We start from the raw sequence: 15,336 nt of genomic DNA, 5'->3' as shown, positions 1-15,336 counted from the left end.
ACTCACTATTATTTTTCTTCGGTGACCGAATAGACCTTTTTTCCGTTAATAAATGTCGCTTGTACTTTTGTCTTCGGAATACTATCTTCCGGAATGGTCATAATGTCACGATCCAGAACAACAAAATCTGCAAATTTTCCGGGTTCAATACTGCCTTTCTCGTTTTCTTCAAAATTTGAAAAGGCGGCCCAAATAGTCATCCCCTTAAGGGCTTCTTCACGGGTTAGTGCCTCTTCCATACGATAACCCCCTTCGGGAAAGTTTTTCAAATCCTTTCTGGCTACCGCCGAGTAGAAGGTATGCATGGGATTTACCGCTTCTACAGGAAAATCGGTACCCAGGACAATGATTCCGGCATGGTCAAGTAATGTTCTGTAGGCATAACCACCTTTTATACGATCCGGCCCCACCCTGTCTTCTGCCCAGTACATGTCACTGGTGGCGTGAGTAGGTTGTACCGAAGGAATTATATTTCGTGAAAATTTATTGAGATCCTCCTGACTCACAATTTGAGCGTGTTCAATTTTCCAACGTGCATCATTCTTCCCTTTCAACGCTTTTTCATAGGCTCTAATCACCGAAACATTTGCTGAATCTCCAATGGCATGCGTGTTCATTTGAAAGTTAGCAGCCGCAATTTTCCGTGCTAACGAATCCAAACCTTCCATAGGGGTAATCATAGCTCCAAAATGTCCGGGCTGGTCACTATAGGGTGCTCTCATAGCAGCGCCACGAGATCCGAGTGCCCCATCGGCATATACCTTTACCGAACGAACATTCAGCCGATCGGTTTTTAGTATACCCGATTTAAGCATAGTATCTAAATCGGGTGCACCACTACTTATCATGGCATACACTCTTAGATCCATTTCTTCATTTTCCTGAAGTTCATTAATAAGTTCGATGATTTTTTTACCCAGTCCGGCATCATTAACTGTGGTAAGGCCCATCGCTACGCATAATGCTTCAGCATCTTTTAATGCAGTGGTATTAAATTCGTGGGTTCGCTTTGGAACTACATCATACACCAATTTCATTGGGGTATCCACAAGGATTCCTGAAGGTTCACCGTTTTCAAGAATGACTTCTCCTCCATCTATTTTTGTTTCTGAAGTTATTCCGGCCAATTCCAGCGCTTTGGTATTTACAAGTAATGCATGTCCGTCGATACGTGTAAGTGCGACCGGCGTGTCCGGAAACAACGAATCCAATGCCTCTTTATTCGGAAATTGTTTTATATCCCAATCGTTCTGATCCCATCCCCGACCGAGAATAAACGCACTGTTCTTTTCCTTTTGAAAAGCAATCACCCGTTCCAGTACTTCATCGAAACTGGTAGTCCCTACAAGATCAACCTGCTGTTTCGTAACTCCCAGATTGTATAAATGGGCGTGAGCATCAATCAATCCGGGAACAATGGTCTGACCCTTGGCATCATAGGTCTCTCTAATTTTGTATTTAAGTTCGAGTTCGGGCTTTTTACCTATCTCGAGGATCTTACCATCTTTAACGACAAAGGCATTAGCCGTATCGAAGGTTGCATTAACCGTATAAATAGTCGCGTTTTTAACGAGAAGATCTGCCGAAGTCTTGTCAGGAGCACAAGAGATTGTGGCTAATATACATAGTAGAAGAGCAAGGTGTTTCATCTTGGGTGGTTTTTGGTAAAAATAAGAAAAGCACACTTATTTAAGTGTGCCAATTTATAAAACGTTGAAATGGTCACTAAGTCTATCGCTGGAAGAATAATTTAAAACCATCCAGTTTTCCTACGCCATCTGAAGTAAAGGCTTCATCCATTCTCAATTCACCGTTCTGTATGGTATAAATCCCAAACTCATTATTTTCAATCACTAAAAATGTATTTCCATTACTGTTAATCACATTATAGTCAAATTTTCCCGATTCCAGAACCCCTCCTTGGTTCACACCAACAGTATTGTTTACAATAATTTCACCCGAACCATCGAAGGTCCAGGACACCTTTCCGGGCGCTATCTGCTCATCTAAGCCAGCAAGGCCACCGCTAACCTGCACCAGATTCCAGCTCCCTTTCAATGCATCGTCAAAATTATAGGTATCCTTTACACAGGAAGTGGTAAGGGTAAGAACGGCAAAACCGAAAATAACAAGCAATCTTTTCAAATCAATGATTTTTATAAAAATAGGCCTTTTTAATTATTACCAATCGAACTTATAAGTAGCTCCCAACAAGGCCTGTATACCCTGAACGGGATAATTAACCCACTTTTCGTAATTATCACCCAACAAATTACTTCCCTTAGCAAAGACCGATAAGCGATCATTTATTCGATAACCCAAATGTACATTCGCATCCAGATAGCTGTCTAAAGTGATCCCTTCCGGATTGGGTTCAATAAAAGGTCCGAATACCAGAGGCTGGGCTTTGCGTTCCCCTATATAAAAAATAGAAGCACCTCCATAGAGTTGTTCGGTGATATTGAAATTGGTAAAGATAGAAGCTTTGATATCCGGTAAGTTCCAGGCTTCAAGCTCGTTAGCGGTCTTATAACTAAAGTATTCTCCGGTCACACCCAATGAAAATACTTCAGATACTTCAACTTTCAATTCTCCAAATAGCGATAAGGTATTTACATCGTCGTATTGAATTCCGAAGGAATTACCATACTCATAACCCTGAGTAGGCGTATTTCCCTGAAAGGTGGGATTTATCACAAAAAGCGCTTTATCATTTTCCTTTCCGTAGGAAGCGCGAACATTATACCCAACAGAATTCGACAACTTCCCTTTTAGTCCTGCAAATCCATCGTATAATTCACTGGTTGGCATGATCTGTAAGGTAGGCGACACAAAGGGATTCTCCTCTTTAAAATTGTAATAGGTGTTCTGTCGCAATCCGCCGTCGGCTCCGGCATAAGCAATAAGCAATTCATCCACCAGTCGATAAGAGAGATTAATTCGCGGATACAGATTAAATTCGGAAGCGCTGTTTTCGGTATCCAAACTAATAAAACCTGCAACTCCAAGTGAAATGGTAAGGTCTTCATTTACATAAACGATGGAAGGTGACACCCCTGCATTCAGAACACTGTAATTGATACCTTGTGCACTAAAATACATGCGGTCGAAACTTCCGCTTAAATAATCTACTTCCCCGTCTACCGTTAAGGTAAAATCGGTTAAGGGAAACGAAAACTCGGGTTTGGCGGTAACATTTAATTCTGAAGAAGAGAACGAATCGGACAGATAGCGAACCTGTACCGCAGCACGCTCAAAAAAGGAATTGTCTAAAGCGATGCTTCCGCCAACATATCCGCTGAGATAGGTTTGTTTCAGTTCTAAGTCATTTATAAATTCATCAGGGACGGTATCGTAATTCGGACTTATTCCGTACCAGTTAAAAAGTTGATGTTCCACACCGGCTTCGGCACGATAGGTCATATCCCGCTGCCTGCTGGTGTAGTTTCCATCGAGACTGGTGTCATAGTATTTATTCTCAACTCGAACTCCGTCTATATCCCCTTGGGATGAATTGTGCTTAAAAAAGAATCCGGCGTTATCGGTACGACTGATATCAAAATTACTGAACAACTCTCCCAAAATACTGGTATAATTTCCAAAACCGAGCGTCGCATAATTGTCGTATAATTTTATGGGTTTTGCCTTTTCTACAGTAGCCGCCTTTCCCTTTGCAGGAGTAAACGTGGACGCTACCGGTACAGAAAAAATATTGTAGTTCACTTCTTTTTTCTGAGTGGTTAACGAATCGTTGAGTTCGGGCGTTTCTTTTACTTTAAAAGCATCGGAGATCGTAGGAGTATATGGTTTTACAATGTTTACCACTTCGGTGCCCAGATCTTCTTCCTGAGCCATTACTCCAGAATATTGAAATAACACTAACAGCAATATCAGTATACCGCTTTTGTTATAATTTTTCACAATACTATTGAGGTTAAGCATATTTTTTAAATTCCTATAAAGCTTACAATTACATATGGGCAATATGTTCATATATATTAGATTTAAATCTGATTGATGAATATTAATTTCCGTCGGTTTCTACAGACGAATTGGTCTTGGATTCGGCCGATTTGATCACGGCGAGTTCTGCTTTAGCGTCATCGACCACATCGGGATAATCTGTAAAGTTCTTGATCACACTTTCCAGAATATAGGTTGCCTGATACGCGTCATCCAGTGCATAGAAATTCTTTGCCATAAGCACTAATCCCTTGGCTCCAAAATATTTATACCCGGAATAATCCTTAGCCAATTTCTGAACCGCCGTATTGGATGCCTCAAACTTAGCATCCTTATGTTTAAAATAGGCATCGTAAAAAAGGGCTTCTGCGGCCAATTGTCCGGTTGCGATCTTACCAACTTCGGCATAGGCTGTTCTTGCTTTTCCTTCATTTCCGGTTTTTATGGCCGATCTCGCAATGATCACCTGAGCATCACTTTTAATACTGTTGTCGATCTTGGTGTTCTGAAGGACTTTTTCTGCAAAACTTACGGCTTCTGCATACTGTTTAAGCTCGTATGCCGCTTTCATGCTGTTGGTTTGCGCAAAAACGATATTCTGTGGAAAGTCGGCTTCCGTTTCAAGACGCTTCAAATAGGTTAGCGCATTCTGATAGTCCTTTTTGGTAAGGTATAATTCAGAAATTCTTGCGAGTGCTTGCTCGGTAAATTCACTTCGCTCTTTGGATACCACGAATTTGTAATGCGGAATGGCTTTTTCAGAATTATTTTTTCCGAAGTAAAGCTGTCCAAGATAAAAATGTGCCTGAAGCGCGTGCTTTCCATTTGGAAACTGCTGAAGATACCCTTCAAAACGAGTTATTGCCTGCTGCTCCTTGTTTTCCAGATAAGGTTGTTCTGCTGCCTGATAGGTAGCATCATCCAGTTCCTCATCACCAACATCCACAAAATCGAGTGCGCTCACCCATCGAGCATACTCATCGACCCGCCCCTGATCTATATAAATGATCTTGGCCGAAGCTACCGCTTGTAAGGCTTCGGGAGTAGACGGATAGTCGGCCGCCACCTTCTTAAAGATCGCAAGCGCATCATTACTTTTTCCGGTATTATCGAAAATTAGGGCCTTTTTCAGCATCGACCGTGACACGTAACTACTCTTAGGATTTTCCCGAATCAGCTTGTCATACGCTTCAATCCCACTAGCCGTCTGATCCTGTGCTACATAGGTATTTCCAAGTTCATACAAGGCGTCATCCTTATAAAGTGACTTGGGGTATTTAGCCGAAAAACTTTGTAGTCCTTCTATTTTTTTACCGGTTTTATCAACAAAGCCGTAGCTAATCGCTTTCTGAAATGCCGCATAATCCTCATCGGCAGTTCCCAGTTCAATCGCAAGGTTGTAGTTGTCCATGGCCGGCCAATACTGACTCGTGACAAAATAACTGTCACCAAGTCTTAGATATGCGTCCTGTTTTCTCGCCCCCGAAGCCGACGAGGATTCTACATATCCTTTAAAGCTGGAAATCGCTTCGTTGTAGTTTTTCAGTTTAAAATGGGTATATCCCAGATTGTACTTGCTGTTTTTTGCTTCGGGCGTAATAGCTGCATTAGGGAGTTGTAAAAACTGCTTGTAACCTATAAGCGCCTCGTCAAAGTTGGAGAGGTTATAATCGCTTTCGGCCTTCCAATAGGTCGCACGAGCCGTATAATTAGCATCCCGGGGTTCTTTTAAAGACTTGTTCAAAAACTCTTTGGCTTCGGTATAATTTCCTTCGTTGTACAATTCAATCCCACGGAAAAATGCCACCTTTTGGTAGGCCAGCTTATTCTCGAAAGACTTATTATTTTCGAGTAACTCCATAGCTGCCTTGTAATTCTTTGATGTGATATACGAATCGATCAACAAATCCTTTAAAGCCTCATTGTTCTTGTTTTTAGGATACTTCTCAATAAAGGATTGCAATACCTGCGGAACACTCTGGTAGCTGTTCCCGATCTCGTAACTGAGTTTGGCGTAGTTAAGCCATGCATCTTCCTGAATTTCCAGACTGAAATCCATTTCTGAAGCATTCTTAAAGGCATTTAATGCCTGTTGTTTTTGATCGAGTTTCAGATAACTTTCGGCCAGATGATAGTAGGCATTCTGTGCAACGGCGTTTCTTCCGTCTACGATCTTATTAAATTCCCCTATCGCACTTTCGTAATCACCCTGTTTGTAGTAAGCGTAACCCAATAAATAATAATCGGTGTTGTTCCACTTCCCACGTTTTCCCTTGTACTCGCGTAAATATGGGATGGCTTCTGCGTATTGCTCCAGGTTGAAATAGCTCTCGCCAATGATCTTTGAAAGCTCGCTTTTTTCTTGCGGACTTGAATTGTCGTATTGCTCCTTCCCCATATCGATGGCCTTCTGAAAATTACCGAGTTTAAAGTTCATATCGGCCTGATAGTAACTCAATCCTTCGGCATAACGCTCTTCATCCTTTACCTCTTCGAAAAGTTCGTTAGCTTCCTGATAATCGTCTCCCTCATAGGCGATAAAACCAAGATAATACTTGGCCTGAGAGCCGTATTTTTGGGAATTGCTCACCCGATTAAAATATTTTTTCGCCTCGTTGTAGCGCTTGTTCTTAAAATAAGCATAGCCGTTGTTGAAGTTGTATCGTTCCATTTCGGATCGTCCAAGACTGCTTTCATCGACCTTATCATACCATTTTCGGGCATATGAATATTTACCATTCTCGAAATAGTAATTGGCTACATTTATGTAAGCATCGTTCCGTTTTATGGAGGTTGGATATTCTTCCACGAATTCTTCCATTAACTGATCGGCATTCTGCTGATTTAGTCTTACGGCACAATTAGCAATATAATAGGCACAATCCCCTTTTACGCTTTCATCATTGCTTTTATCCTTTAAACTGGTAAACAACGACTGAGCCGCCAAAAACTGATTGTTATTGTACAATTCGATGGCCTTGTTATACTCGACAAGATCGTTGGTAAAGACAGCGGTTTGCTGGGAAAAAGAAGTAAAACTGATAAGTAGGAAAAGGGAAACGGTTAAGAGGTTCTTCATCATTTCGTTTGAGGTTTTTTGTAGCTACAAAATTATAGTATCTGTTAAAGTAGGCACGCTAGCGCCAATAAGTTTTTAACATTTCCATCAACATAAAGTGTGCCGATATTTGTTAACATCTGTCATATCCCGGCTACTATAGCGTCCTTTCATAGTAACGCAATAATTAATGGCTAAGTATGTTTTTAAAGAGATATACTTCTTAATTGTAATTCCCGATTAAAATACCTTATTTTTAATGCTGTACTTCAAATTAAATAGTTTGCCATGAAACATTTGCTTTTTATAACGCTTGTATTACTCACTGTTAGTGTATCCGCACAACGAAATCCATTTAAGAATCTTTCAGAAAAAGACGGAAAGATCGGGATTGGCACCAAAGCACCCGACGAAATGCTCACGGTTAAAGGAAAGATCCATACTCAGGAGGTTCTGGTAGATCTAGACGGCGCTGTAGCACCCGACTATGTCTTTGAACATTTTTATAAAGGAACTTCCTTATTAAACCCCGATTACCAAATGTTGTCCTTGTCTCAACTGGCTTCGTATATTAAATTAAATCATCATTTACCCGATGTTCCTTCGGCTCAACAAATGCAGGAAGACGGAATATCATTAAAGAAAATGAACCTGATATTGCTTCAGAAGATCGAGGAACTTACGCTCTATACCCTTCAGCAGCAGGAAGAAATTGATGCTCTCAAAGAAAAAATTTCAGAAAATAAATAAGAAGACCCTAACTAGTTGCAGTTTGAGGGAAATCCATTTACATTTGTTGGAAAATCACAGCATTCAAGATCACTTCTAAAAGAATCCATTAATTTATAAAGCCGGAAGCCCAATGTCCAATCACGTATTATTCTTAAAGGATGCATCGATATTTCAAGGCGATAATCTGGTCTTATCTGATGTTTCCATCAGTGTAGAAAAAGGTGAATTTGTCTATTTGATAGGAAAGACCGGCACCGGAAAAAGTAGTTTTATGAAAACGCTTTACGGAGATCTCCCGCTCAAAGAAGGGACCGGAGAGATCGTTGGCTATGATCTCGCAGGATTAAAGGAAAAGGATATTCCCTTTCTAAGACGGAAGCTCGGGGTGGTATTTCAGGATTTTAAATTATTGAACGACCGTACTGTTCACGACAACCTTCTTTTTGTCCTTACCGCAACAGGCTGGAAGGATAAACCGGCTATGAAAAGTAAGATCGACGAAGTGTTGGGCAAAGTGGGTATGAAAACTAAGAATTTTAAATACCCCTATCAGTTATCAGGCGGAGAACAACAACGGGTTGCCATTGCGCGAGCCTTATTAAATGACCCGGAACTTATTCTGGCCGATGAGCCCACGGGAAATCTGGATCCGCAAACCAGTGTGGAAGTAATGGAGGTATTGCAGGAAATAAATAAGAATGGCAACACCATTTTAATGGCAACGCACGATTATGCCCTATTGCTTAAATATCCTTCCAAGACCTTAAAATGTGATGAAAGTCAGATCTTTGAAGTCGTACAAAAAACGGTATAACAAAGCCGGTTGCACTATGCTGATTGGATTGAAAAGCCTTTAAAACAATTAAAATGAGGATCACTACACAGCATTCAGACAGGGCCTTTCAAATCCTGTTTTACGGTTTGTGCGTATTCTACCTCGTTTTTTATATGCCTTTTGGTTTTGAAGGAACCGATACAGGCTATATCTTCGGTTCCTCATGGAATGTCTATAACGGGGAGTTTCCGCACAGGGACTTTATCTATACCCGACCGGCCTTTCCCGCATATTTTCACAGTATTTTTTTATTTATTTCTGAAACCTACGGCTATCTGCTCGACCGGTCCTTTTTCTATGTTCAGGTATTTACCTATTCGCTTTTGGCTGCCAAAATACTTGCAGATCACTTTGAAATAAAACAGAAGACATTCCTATATTTTATCGCATCACTGGGAGCTATTGTGAGCGTTCATAATTACCCGCCCATGGGTTGGAATACCATTGACGGTATTTTCTTTTGCACCCTCGGACTCTACTTTTTATTAAAACCCAAACTCAAACCGGTTCAGGTGCTATTAGGCTCTTTATTTTTGGTGTTAGGCGTATTTTCGAAACAGTCGTTTTACTTTATGCCATTATTTCTCTTTCTGTATTTTTTACTTCGGAAGGATTTTAAGAAACTGGCGTGGTACTCGGCTACAGGGCTATGCTGTTTGTTGCTCTATCTCGCTTTTAAATACGCCACCGGCACTTTAGAACCCTTTTTTGAACAAACCTTTCAGCGAACGGGAGCTGGATCCTTGATGAACGTTGGCGTTAAAACCTATTATCTGGCAGTAAAATTCAATCTGCTGTATTTTAGTATAGGCATACTTCTATTTATTGCTGCTGTGAAATATCTGCCAAAAAATATTGCGTATGCACTTTCGCAACTGTCTATTGCCGTGCTTTTTTCTATCGTTTATCTCAATGACAGTGATAATTGGTCCATAGTGCCTTATTTGCTTCAGCTGCTACTGCTCATCACTTTCGGGTTTGCGCTATTTAAAATTTTGATTCACAAAGACCGTCGTTTTTTATTGGTAATTCTTTTGCTCTGTTTAAGCTGGAGTGCTTCCATTAGCAATGGCTATCAAACACCCATACATTTTTCACTACCTGTCTTTTTTACCCTGTATCTCATTGTTTTTAGTGCGGAAAAAAGGACTTCAGAATTGGATAAATTGACTTTACAACCGCTTACCGGAGGCATTGTTATCCTCGCTTTTCTGGTCACTTTTTATCTGGGCTACCAGAGTATCTACCGCGATGCACCCCGTAAGGATCTGAATAGGGACATGGGTGAGGTTTTTCCGCAGTTAACCTTTATAAAAAGTGATACTGAAGGATTTGAAAAGTATTCAGAATTGAAAACACTGGCTATAAAATATCCAAATTTTACGGTCATCCCATCCATGACGCTGGCTCATTATCTTACCGGGACTGTAAATCCTATTGGCACCGACTGGCCACTGGATGTTGAAATTAACGATGAGGCTACACTGCTAGAGCAACAGCTTAAGGAAAAAAACACCACCATACTCCTTGAAAATGCCCCGCTTACAAAAGAACAACGCGATGGCTACGAGCTTATAGACAGAATAGAGCAAAACTGGAAATTAATTGATCGGACTCAATTTTTTGATATTTACCAACCTCAATAATTACCTTTTTCTATTTATCTTCCCGAAGTTCCAAATCACATTCCTTTTCCATATCGGGATCAATTTTCAAATGCATTCTACCCTGCTTACTCGGACGAAGTACTGTATTTTCTGAAAGCACGATTCGGTTTTTAGCCGTAAGATCCAGGGTTGATGTATTGGTAAATTTCTGGTTCCGTAAAATTACCTGTTCTGAAAAGGAAGTCAGCGTAAAATCCCATCGAGAGAACTGCTGATCTTCGATATAGGCGATTTCATCTTCCGATTTAAGATCGTGAAGCAATTTTATAGTGTTCCCTATATGAAGCATTCCGGCTCCGTATTTCCCCGCAAACGGTTTATTCGCTTCAATATGATCGATATTAGTCGAAGCACATTTTAAAATGGATTCCACCTCCTTTACCGGAAGACAGGGGTAAAGTGAAAACATGAGTCCGACGGTCCCTGAAACAAAAGGAGAAGCGCCGGAAGTCGTTGAATATTCATGGTACAATACCTTGCCTTCCAATAAATAATACGAATACATAAAAATGTCGTGAGTAGGTGCCAATAGGTCGATATCTTCATTTAAAGTCCGTACCGATATTGGATAGATATGCGGCTGCTTTAAAGTATCATTATCGGTAAAACCCATGGTACGACCCAGATAGCCCCGAACATTCGCCGAGTAGTACGTACCATCCGGGAGTTGACCCAGATTGTCCAGGGGGGTTTCATATTTATACATTACTGAGGAAACAGCGATCACATTGTCATAAGAAGCGGGATAGTACTTCAAATTTCCCTTGGTCTCCTGCCAGTTCTTATTTCCACCCGACGCAACGATGATGGTCCCATTATTAAAGATCGTATCGATAACAGCCTGCGAAACTTCATCGTATCTTCTTCCTATCCAGCTACAGTTGATCACCTTTGCCCCTTTTTGAGCAGCTTCCTTTAGCTGAGACATATTTTTCTGGTCGCCATAGTTAGTCGAAAACAAACTGCAATCGTAGCATATTCCCGCAATCCCATGTGCATTGTCACCCTGAGCAGCCGCAGTACCTCCCGAGCTGTAACCGTGACCGTTAGAAAGCGTAGATTTTCTAAGTATGGTTGTTTTGTCTTTAAAATCGATGTCTACAGTATCGACTCTGGCGTCTGAGATGGCAATGATCACATCGGGGGAACCGGTAGTGTAATACCAGGCTTCAGGAGCCCCGAGATAATCGAGATAGCTTAGGTCTGCCTGAAGTCCTAAATTGGCACCAATGGTACTTGTAAGTCCGTAGTCATTTGGTTCATAGATCTTTCTATCGGCTTCAGGGATGATCTCCCCGGCATAAAATAAGTAAGGCGTTTGCTGAAGCAGATCTTCCAAAAGAAATTCCTTATCGGCCATGACGAAAAACGTTTTTAACTTATTCTTCTTGTTGGTCTTTCGCTGAGTCTTTTTAAATGCCGAGATCTCATATTTGTCCAGAACCGCTTTCAGTTTTAGATCAGTTCCGGAATAGGTTAGCGTATTTCCCGTCCTTTCGAAAGTTGGCTCAAACAACGAATCGTGGGCTCTTAGGTAAAACCAAACTTCATCCTGAGCCTGAATAATGGCTGTTCCCGCGAACAGGAAAAAAAATGTAAGGTATAAAGGACGCATAGCGAATTATTTCTTCTAAGATACTTTTTTTTTAATCCGAATAAAAATCGATCACCGTTTTATCGTAGCTTAAATCTTAGTGTCTGTTTCGCTTCTGCCAACGCTAGTTTTGCTATTTTTGCTGTAATGACAAAAACACTGTCCATACTCATTCCCACTTACAATTACAATGTACTGCCGCTGGTGACTTCCCTGCATCAACAGGCCGAAAAATTGGATCTGGAATACGAGATTAGGGTTTATGATGATCATTCGCCCCAAGCTGTTGCTTTCAATGAAGAGATCAACGAACTTTCGAATTGTTCCTTCACTATCCTCGATAAAAATATAGGCAGAAGCGCGATACGCAATAAACTCGCTACCGATGCCCGATATAGCATGCTATTATTTCTGGATGCCGATACGGCCGTGATACGGGAGAATTTTATTGAGACCTATTTGAATTCGGTCTCTGACAATACTCAGATCATTTACGGCGGAATCGAATACCAGAAAGATCCGCCTCCGGCAGCTGAAATACTTCGCTGGAAGTACGGGAATGATCGGGAAGCCTTAACAGTAACGGAACGAAATAGAGATCCGCACCTACGGTTTCTCACTCTTAATTTTTTGATCGCTAAAGGTGTTTTCGATAGGCATAGGTTCAATGAAGAAATCCCCAACCTTCGGCATGAAGACACCTTGTTCGCATTGGATTCGAAAAAGAAGGGTATTCACGTTAGTCATATTGACAATCCGGTGGTGCATCTGGGATTGGAATCCAGTGAAGTCTTCCTTCAGAAATCCATGGAATCTGTGCAAGCCTTATATCAGTTTGTTTCAGAAGGACTTATAAATGCCGAAGAGACGGCGCTTTCTAAGAAAGCTGAAAGCCTTCAGAAAAAAGGATTGGCCACTGCATTTTTGAGCTTTTACAATGCCTTCAGCAAAAAAATGAAAAAGAATCTGTTGTCTAAAAATCCTTCACTATTTGTATTCGACCTGTACCGCCTGGGATATTATTTAAAACTTTTAAAGGGCAATGATTAAATTTTCGGTTGTCATAGCGGTTTACAATAAGGAAAAGCATATTGCAAAAACCTTGCAGAGTGTGTTGGAGCAAACATACACCCACTTTGAGGTGGTGATCGTCAATGATGGTTCTACAGATAACAGTGAAGCCGAGATCAAAAAATGTAACGATCCCCGCATTTCTTATTATTCGCAAGTGAATCAAGGAGCCGGAGCAGCCCGAAATGAAGCTATTAAAAAAGCCAAGAACGATTACATTGCCTTGCTGGATGCTGATGATTATTGGTACTCCCATCATCTCGAGGAACTGGAAAAACTAATTGCTGAGTTCCCGAAAGAGCATATTTATGCCAATGCGTTGGAAGTTGAGCGAAACGGAAAGATCTTTCCCTGCCTGTACTCGATCCCCGAAAATTCCGGCATTCAAATATTGAATTATTTTGAAGCCAGCTTGAAGTCCTCAATTCTTCACAGTTCCAACTTTGGCATAAAAAAAGCCGCTTTTAATGCTGTTGGAGGATATAATTCGGTGTTTAAAACAGGAGAAGATACCGATTTGTATGTGCGGCTCGGACTTAATTATAAAGTGGTTTTCGGGGGAAAGATCACTGCGCGTTATCAAATCAAGGACGACGGATTGAACGCCACCTCAACATCATTTGAGAGTAAGGCGACATTTGAAGCATATACGAGGGAGGAGAAGAATAAACCTGCTTTAAAAAAGTTCTTAGACCTGAACCGTTACTCCTTGGCGATGCTAGCCAAATTGCAAGGAGATGATAAGAATTATAAAAGATTTAGATCGCAACTGGATGAAGCTAATCTTAATAAAAAACAGCGATTCCTGTTAAGCACACCTTCCGGCATCCTTCAACTTTCGCGAAAATTTAAAATTTTTATGGAACGCAGAGGCATCTACTTAAGCGCCTTTAAATAGCTTAAAGTCGTCATAATTCCGAATATAATCCGATTCCTTATACACATCACTTACCAACGACAAACAAACCGCGCCTGCCGAGAAATTTTCCAAGGAGCGCCAGAGTCCGTTTGGGATGAGCAAGCCTTTAAATGGTCTGTTGAGCGTAAAATTACGACGCTGTTTCCCATCGTCCAGCACCACGTCGAAACTCCCGCTCACCGCAATAAGAAACTGCACAAGTTCTCGATGTGCATGTCCGCCGCGCTGAGTATCACTGGGGACATCGTATAAATAATAGACCCGTTTTATATCGTAGGGCAGCAATTCCTTTTCGATCACCGAAAGATTGCCACGACCATCGTCGGCAGTGATCTTGGGAATGTCTATTAGTTCTATTTTGTCTAAATTCTTCTCAATCATGTTGCAATATACTTTGCCATTTCTTTGCAATGACTTCCATCGAAAAATCCTTAACCGATTTTTTTGCCTTGGCACTGCACTTCTTATGTAATTCTGTATTCGAAATAAATTCTTTAATGGCTTCAGCAAATAAAGGTATGCTTCTTTTTTGTATTAACAAACCATTTTCACCGTGCTGTACAATCTCTGCCGGCCCCGATGTGATATCCAAGGAAACCACCGGAGTTCCCAATGATAAGGATTCTACTAACACCATGGGGAATCCTTCATAGGTACTGGTAAGGGTGACGAACTCTGCCTTGCTCACTATAGGAAATGGATTTTCAGTAAAGGGTAAAAAAAGAATATAGGTTCCTCCGTTTAACGTGCCGGCCAATGCTTGTAACTTTTCTTTATCGGGTCCATCGCCCAACAAGACCAGATAAATATCGTCTTTCCATACTTCAGATTCAGAAAAAGATCTGATCAAAAAACTAAAATCCTTAATGGCATCGACCATTCGTCCGTAGGAGAGTAGGTATTGTTTATGCTGAAGTTCCGCAGGAAGGGTTACATCTTCCGAAGCCCAATTTGTATCAAAAGCATTGTGAATGGTATTTACGTTTTCCATCCCGTGTTGCTGAAGAATACTTGAAGAAATATAATCTGAAACACCCACATTAGCCCTGTTGTTGTTGCACAGACGCACAAACTTCTTTGGATAGCGGGTGAGGTATTCTTCCTTATTACTGCTGTGAAATACATAGATCCGTTCTATTCCTTTATAGACGTAGTTGGCATAATACAACTCTCTTAGGTATTGATTTTTAGGTCGGTGATCTATTACGACACTAATTTGATGTTCGACAAGATATTTTCTGAATTTTTTAAATCGTTGTAAGCGATTCCAAATAGGATCCTTTGCTTTTTTTAGCGTACCCAGGTTAAGCAGTTTCCCGGAAAAGGGGAAGTCGATGTCGTCATTGAGCACCACAAGATGGACCTCATATCCAAGCTCATCAAGCATTTGAGTGAGCATGGCAGCCGAACGCTCGGCGCCACCTTTTCCCAACGAAATGGATGTGATACAAATTTTATTATTCTTACTTTGCAATGCGGAAGTTTGGTTAAAAGTAA

General features: G+C 40.9%; 12 protein-coding genes. 5 read left to right on the top strand and 7 right to left on the bottom strand.

The genetic code is table 11. The features are described 5' to 3' along the window. Positions 1-8: 8 nt before the first annotated feature. The 4 genes from ALE3EI_RS08485 to ALE3EI_RS08470 all read right to left on the bottom strand — a co-directional run bounded on the left by ALE3EI_RS08485 (position 9) and on the right by ALE3EI_RS08470 (position 7,045). The gene (locus ALE3EI_RS08485) at positions 9-1,649 is read right to left on the bottom strand and encodes an amidohydrolase (protein ID WP_186987847.1); all 1,641 of its coding nucleotides are present in this window, start codon (positions 1,647-1,649) and stop codon (positions 9-11) included. A gap of 82 nt (positions 1,650-1,731) precedes the next feature. Further along, a complete protein-coding gene (locus tag ALE3EI_RS08480) occupies positions 1,732-2,145 on the bottom strand; it encodes a hypothetical protein (protein WP_186987846.1) in 414 nt (137 codons plus the stop codon). Between the two features lie 36 nt (positions 2,146-2,181). Then, positions 2,182-3,855, bottom strand: coding sequence for a TonB-dependent receptor (locus ALE3EI_RS08475; RefSeq protein ID WP_233279944.1), 1,674 nt, complete (start codon positions 3,853-3,855; stop codon positions 2,182-2,184). A gap of 169 nt (positions 3,856-4,024) precedes the next feature. Next, positions 4,025-7,045, bottom strand: a complete 3,021-nt coding sequence (locus ALE3EI_RS08470; protein ID WP_186987844.1) for a tetratricopeptide repeat protein — start codon at positions 7,043-7,045, stop codon at positions 4,025-4,027. A gap of 264 nt (positions 7,046-7,309) precedes the next feature. On the opposite strand from ALE3EI_RS08470, the gene ALE3EI_RS08465 reads away from it, so the two are divergent. The 3 genes from ALE3EI_RS08465 to ALE3EI_RS08455 all read left to right on the top strand — a co-directional run bounded on the left by ALE3EI_RS08465 (position 7,310) and on the right by ALE3EI_RS08455 (position 10,234). Continuing rightward, positions 7,310-7,771: a tail fiber protein gene (locus tag ALE3EI_RS08465; RefSeq protein ID WP_186987843.1), complete on the top strand. Its 462-nt coding sequence runs from the start codon at positions 7,310-7,312 to the stop codon at positions 7,769-7,771. Positions 7,772-7,883: 112 nt separating this feature from the next. Further along, positions 7,884-8,567, top strand: a complete 684-nt coding sequence (locus ALE3EI_RS08460) for a cell division ATP-binding protein FtsE (RefSeq protein WP_186987842.1) — start codon at positions 7,884-7,886, stop codon at positions 8,565-8,567. 53 nt (positions 8,568-8,620) lie between these two features. Then, entirely contained in the window at positions 8,621-10,234 is a 1,614-nt protein-coding gene (locus tag ALE3EI_RS08455; protein ID WP_186987841.1) for a hypothetical protein, read from the top strand. A gap of 10 nt (positions 10,235-10,244) precedes the next feature. Here the strand turns inward: ALE3EI_RS08455 and ALE3EI_RS08450 are convergent, their stop codons facing one another. After that, on the bottom strand, positions 10,245-11,870 hold the full coding sequence (locus ALE3EI_RS08450; RefSeq protein ID WP_186987840.1) for a S8 family peptidase: 1,626 nt from the start codon (positions 11,868-11,870) through the stop codon (positions 10,245-10,247). A gap of 126 nt (positions 11,871-11,996) precedes the next feature. Between ALE3EI_RS08450 and ALE3EI_RS08445 the strand changes: the two genes are divergently transcribed. Together ALE3EI_RS08445 and ALE3EI_RS08440 are read left to right on the top strand one after the other, a co-directional pair. Continuing rightward, complete coding sequence (locus ALE3EI_RS08445) at positions 11,997-12,899, top strand: glycosyltransferase family 2 protein (RefSeq protein WP_186987839.1); 903 nt, start codon at positions 11,997-11,999, stop codon at positions 12,897-12,899. Further along, positions 12,892-13,818, top strand: coding sequence for a glycosyltransferase family 2 protein (locus tag ALE3EI_RS08440; protein WP_186987838.1), 927 nt, complete (start codon positions 12,892-12,894; stop codon positions 13,816-13,818). Before ALE3EI_RS08445 ends, ALE3EI_RS08440 begins: the two co-directional genes overlap by 8 nt. On the opposite strand, the gene ALE3EI_RS08435 is transcribed toward ALE3EI_RS08440, so the two are convergent. Beyond that, positions 13,801-14,220 (bottom strand): sugar 3,4-ketoisomerase, encoded by a 420-nt coding sequence (locus tag ALE3EI_RS08435; RefSeq protein ID WP_186987837.1) that lies wholly within the window; start codon positions 14,218-14,220, stop codon positions 13,801-13,803. The genes ALE3EI_RS08440 and ALE3EI_RS08435 overlap by 18 nt on opposite strands. Then, entirely contained in the window at positions 14,213-15,313 is a 1,101-nt protein-coding gene (locus ALE3EI_RS08430; protein ID WP_186987836.1) for a glycosyltransferase, read from the bottom strand. Before ALE3EI_RS08430 ends, ALE3EI_RS08435 begins: the two co-directional genes overlap by 8 nt. Positions 15,314-15,336 lie beyond the last annotated feature (23 nt).

It is taken from the genome of Constantimarinum furrinae, from assembly GCF_014295415.1.
In the GTDB taxonomy this organism is placed as follows: domain Bacteria; phylum Bacteroidota; class Bacteroidia; order Flavobacteriales; family Flavobacteriaceae; genus Constantimarinum; species Constantimarinum furrinae.
The sequence above is the reverse complement of the archived record's forward strand: the minus strand, read 5'-3'. Positions and strand labels throughout refer to the sequence as shown.

What these genes read in the sequence shown, in the direction of transcription:
- ALE3EI_RS08485 (WP_186987847.1), bottom strand. Translation starts at nt 1,649, where the DNA reads ATGAAACACCTTGCTCTTCTACTATGTATATTAGCCACAATCTCTTGT.
- ALE3EI_RS08475 (WP_233279944.1), bottom strand. Translation starts at nt 3,855, where the DNA reads ATGGCTCAGGAAGAAGATCTGGGCACCGAAGTGGTAAACATTGTAAAA.
- ALE3EI_RS08470 (WP_186987844.1), bottom strand. Translation starts at nt 7,045, where the DNA reads ATGATGAAGAACCTCTTAACCGTTTCCCTTTTCCTACTTATCAGTTTT.
- ALE3EI_RS08465 (WP_186987843.1), top strand. Translation starts at nt 7,310, where the DNA reads ATGAAACATTTGCTTTTTATAACGCTTGTATTACTCACTGTTAGTGTA.
- ALE3EI_RS08460 (WP_186987842.1), top strand. Translation starts at nt 7,884, where the DNA reads ATGTCCAATCACGTATTATTCTTAAAGGATGCATCGATATTTCAAGGC.
- ALE3EI_RS08455 (WP_186987841.1), top strand. Translation starts at nt 8,621, where the DNA reads ATGAGGATCACTACACAGCATTCAGACAGGGCCTTTCAAATCCTGTTT.
- ALE3EI_RS08450 (WP_186987840.1), bottom strand. Translation starts at nt 11,870, where the DNA reads ATGCGTCCTTTATACCTTACATTTTTTTTCCTGTTCGCGGGAACAGCC.
- ALE3EI_RS08445 (WP_186987839.1), top strand. Translation starts at nt 11,997, where the DNA reads ATGACAAAAACACTGTCCATACTCATTCCCACTTACAATTACAATGTA.
- ALE3EI_RS08440 (WP_186987838.1), top strand. Translation starts at nt 12,892, where the DNA reads ATGATTAAATTTTCGGTTGTCATAGCGGTTTACAATAAGGAAAAGCAT.
- ALE3EI_RS08435 (WP_186987837.1), bottom strand. Translation starts at nt 14,220, where the DNA reads ATGATTGAGAAGAATTTAGACAAAATAGAACTAATAGACATTCCCAAG.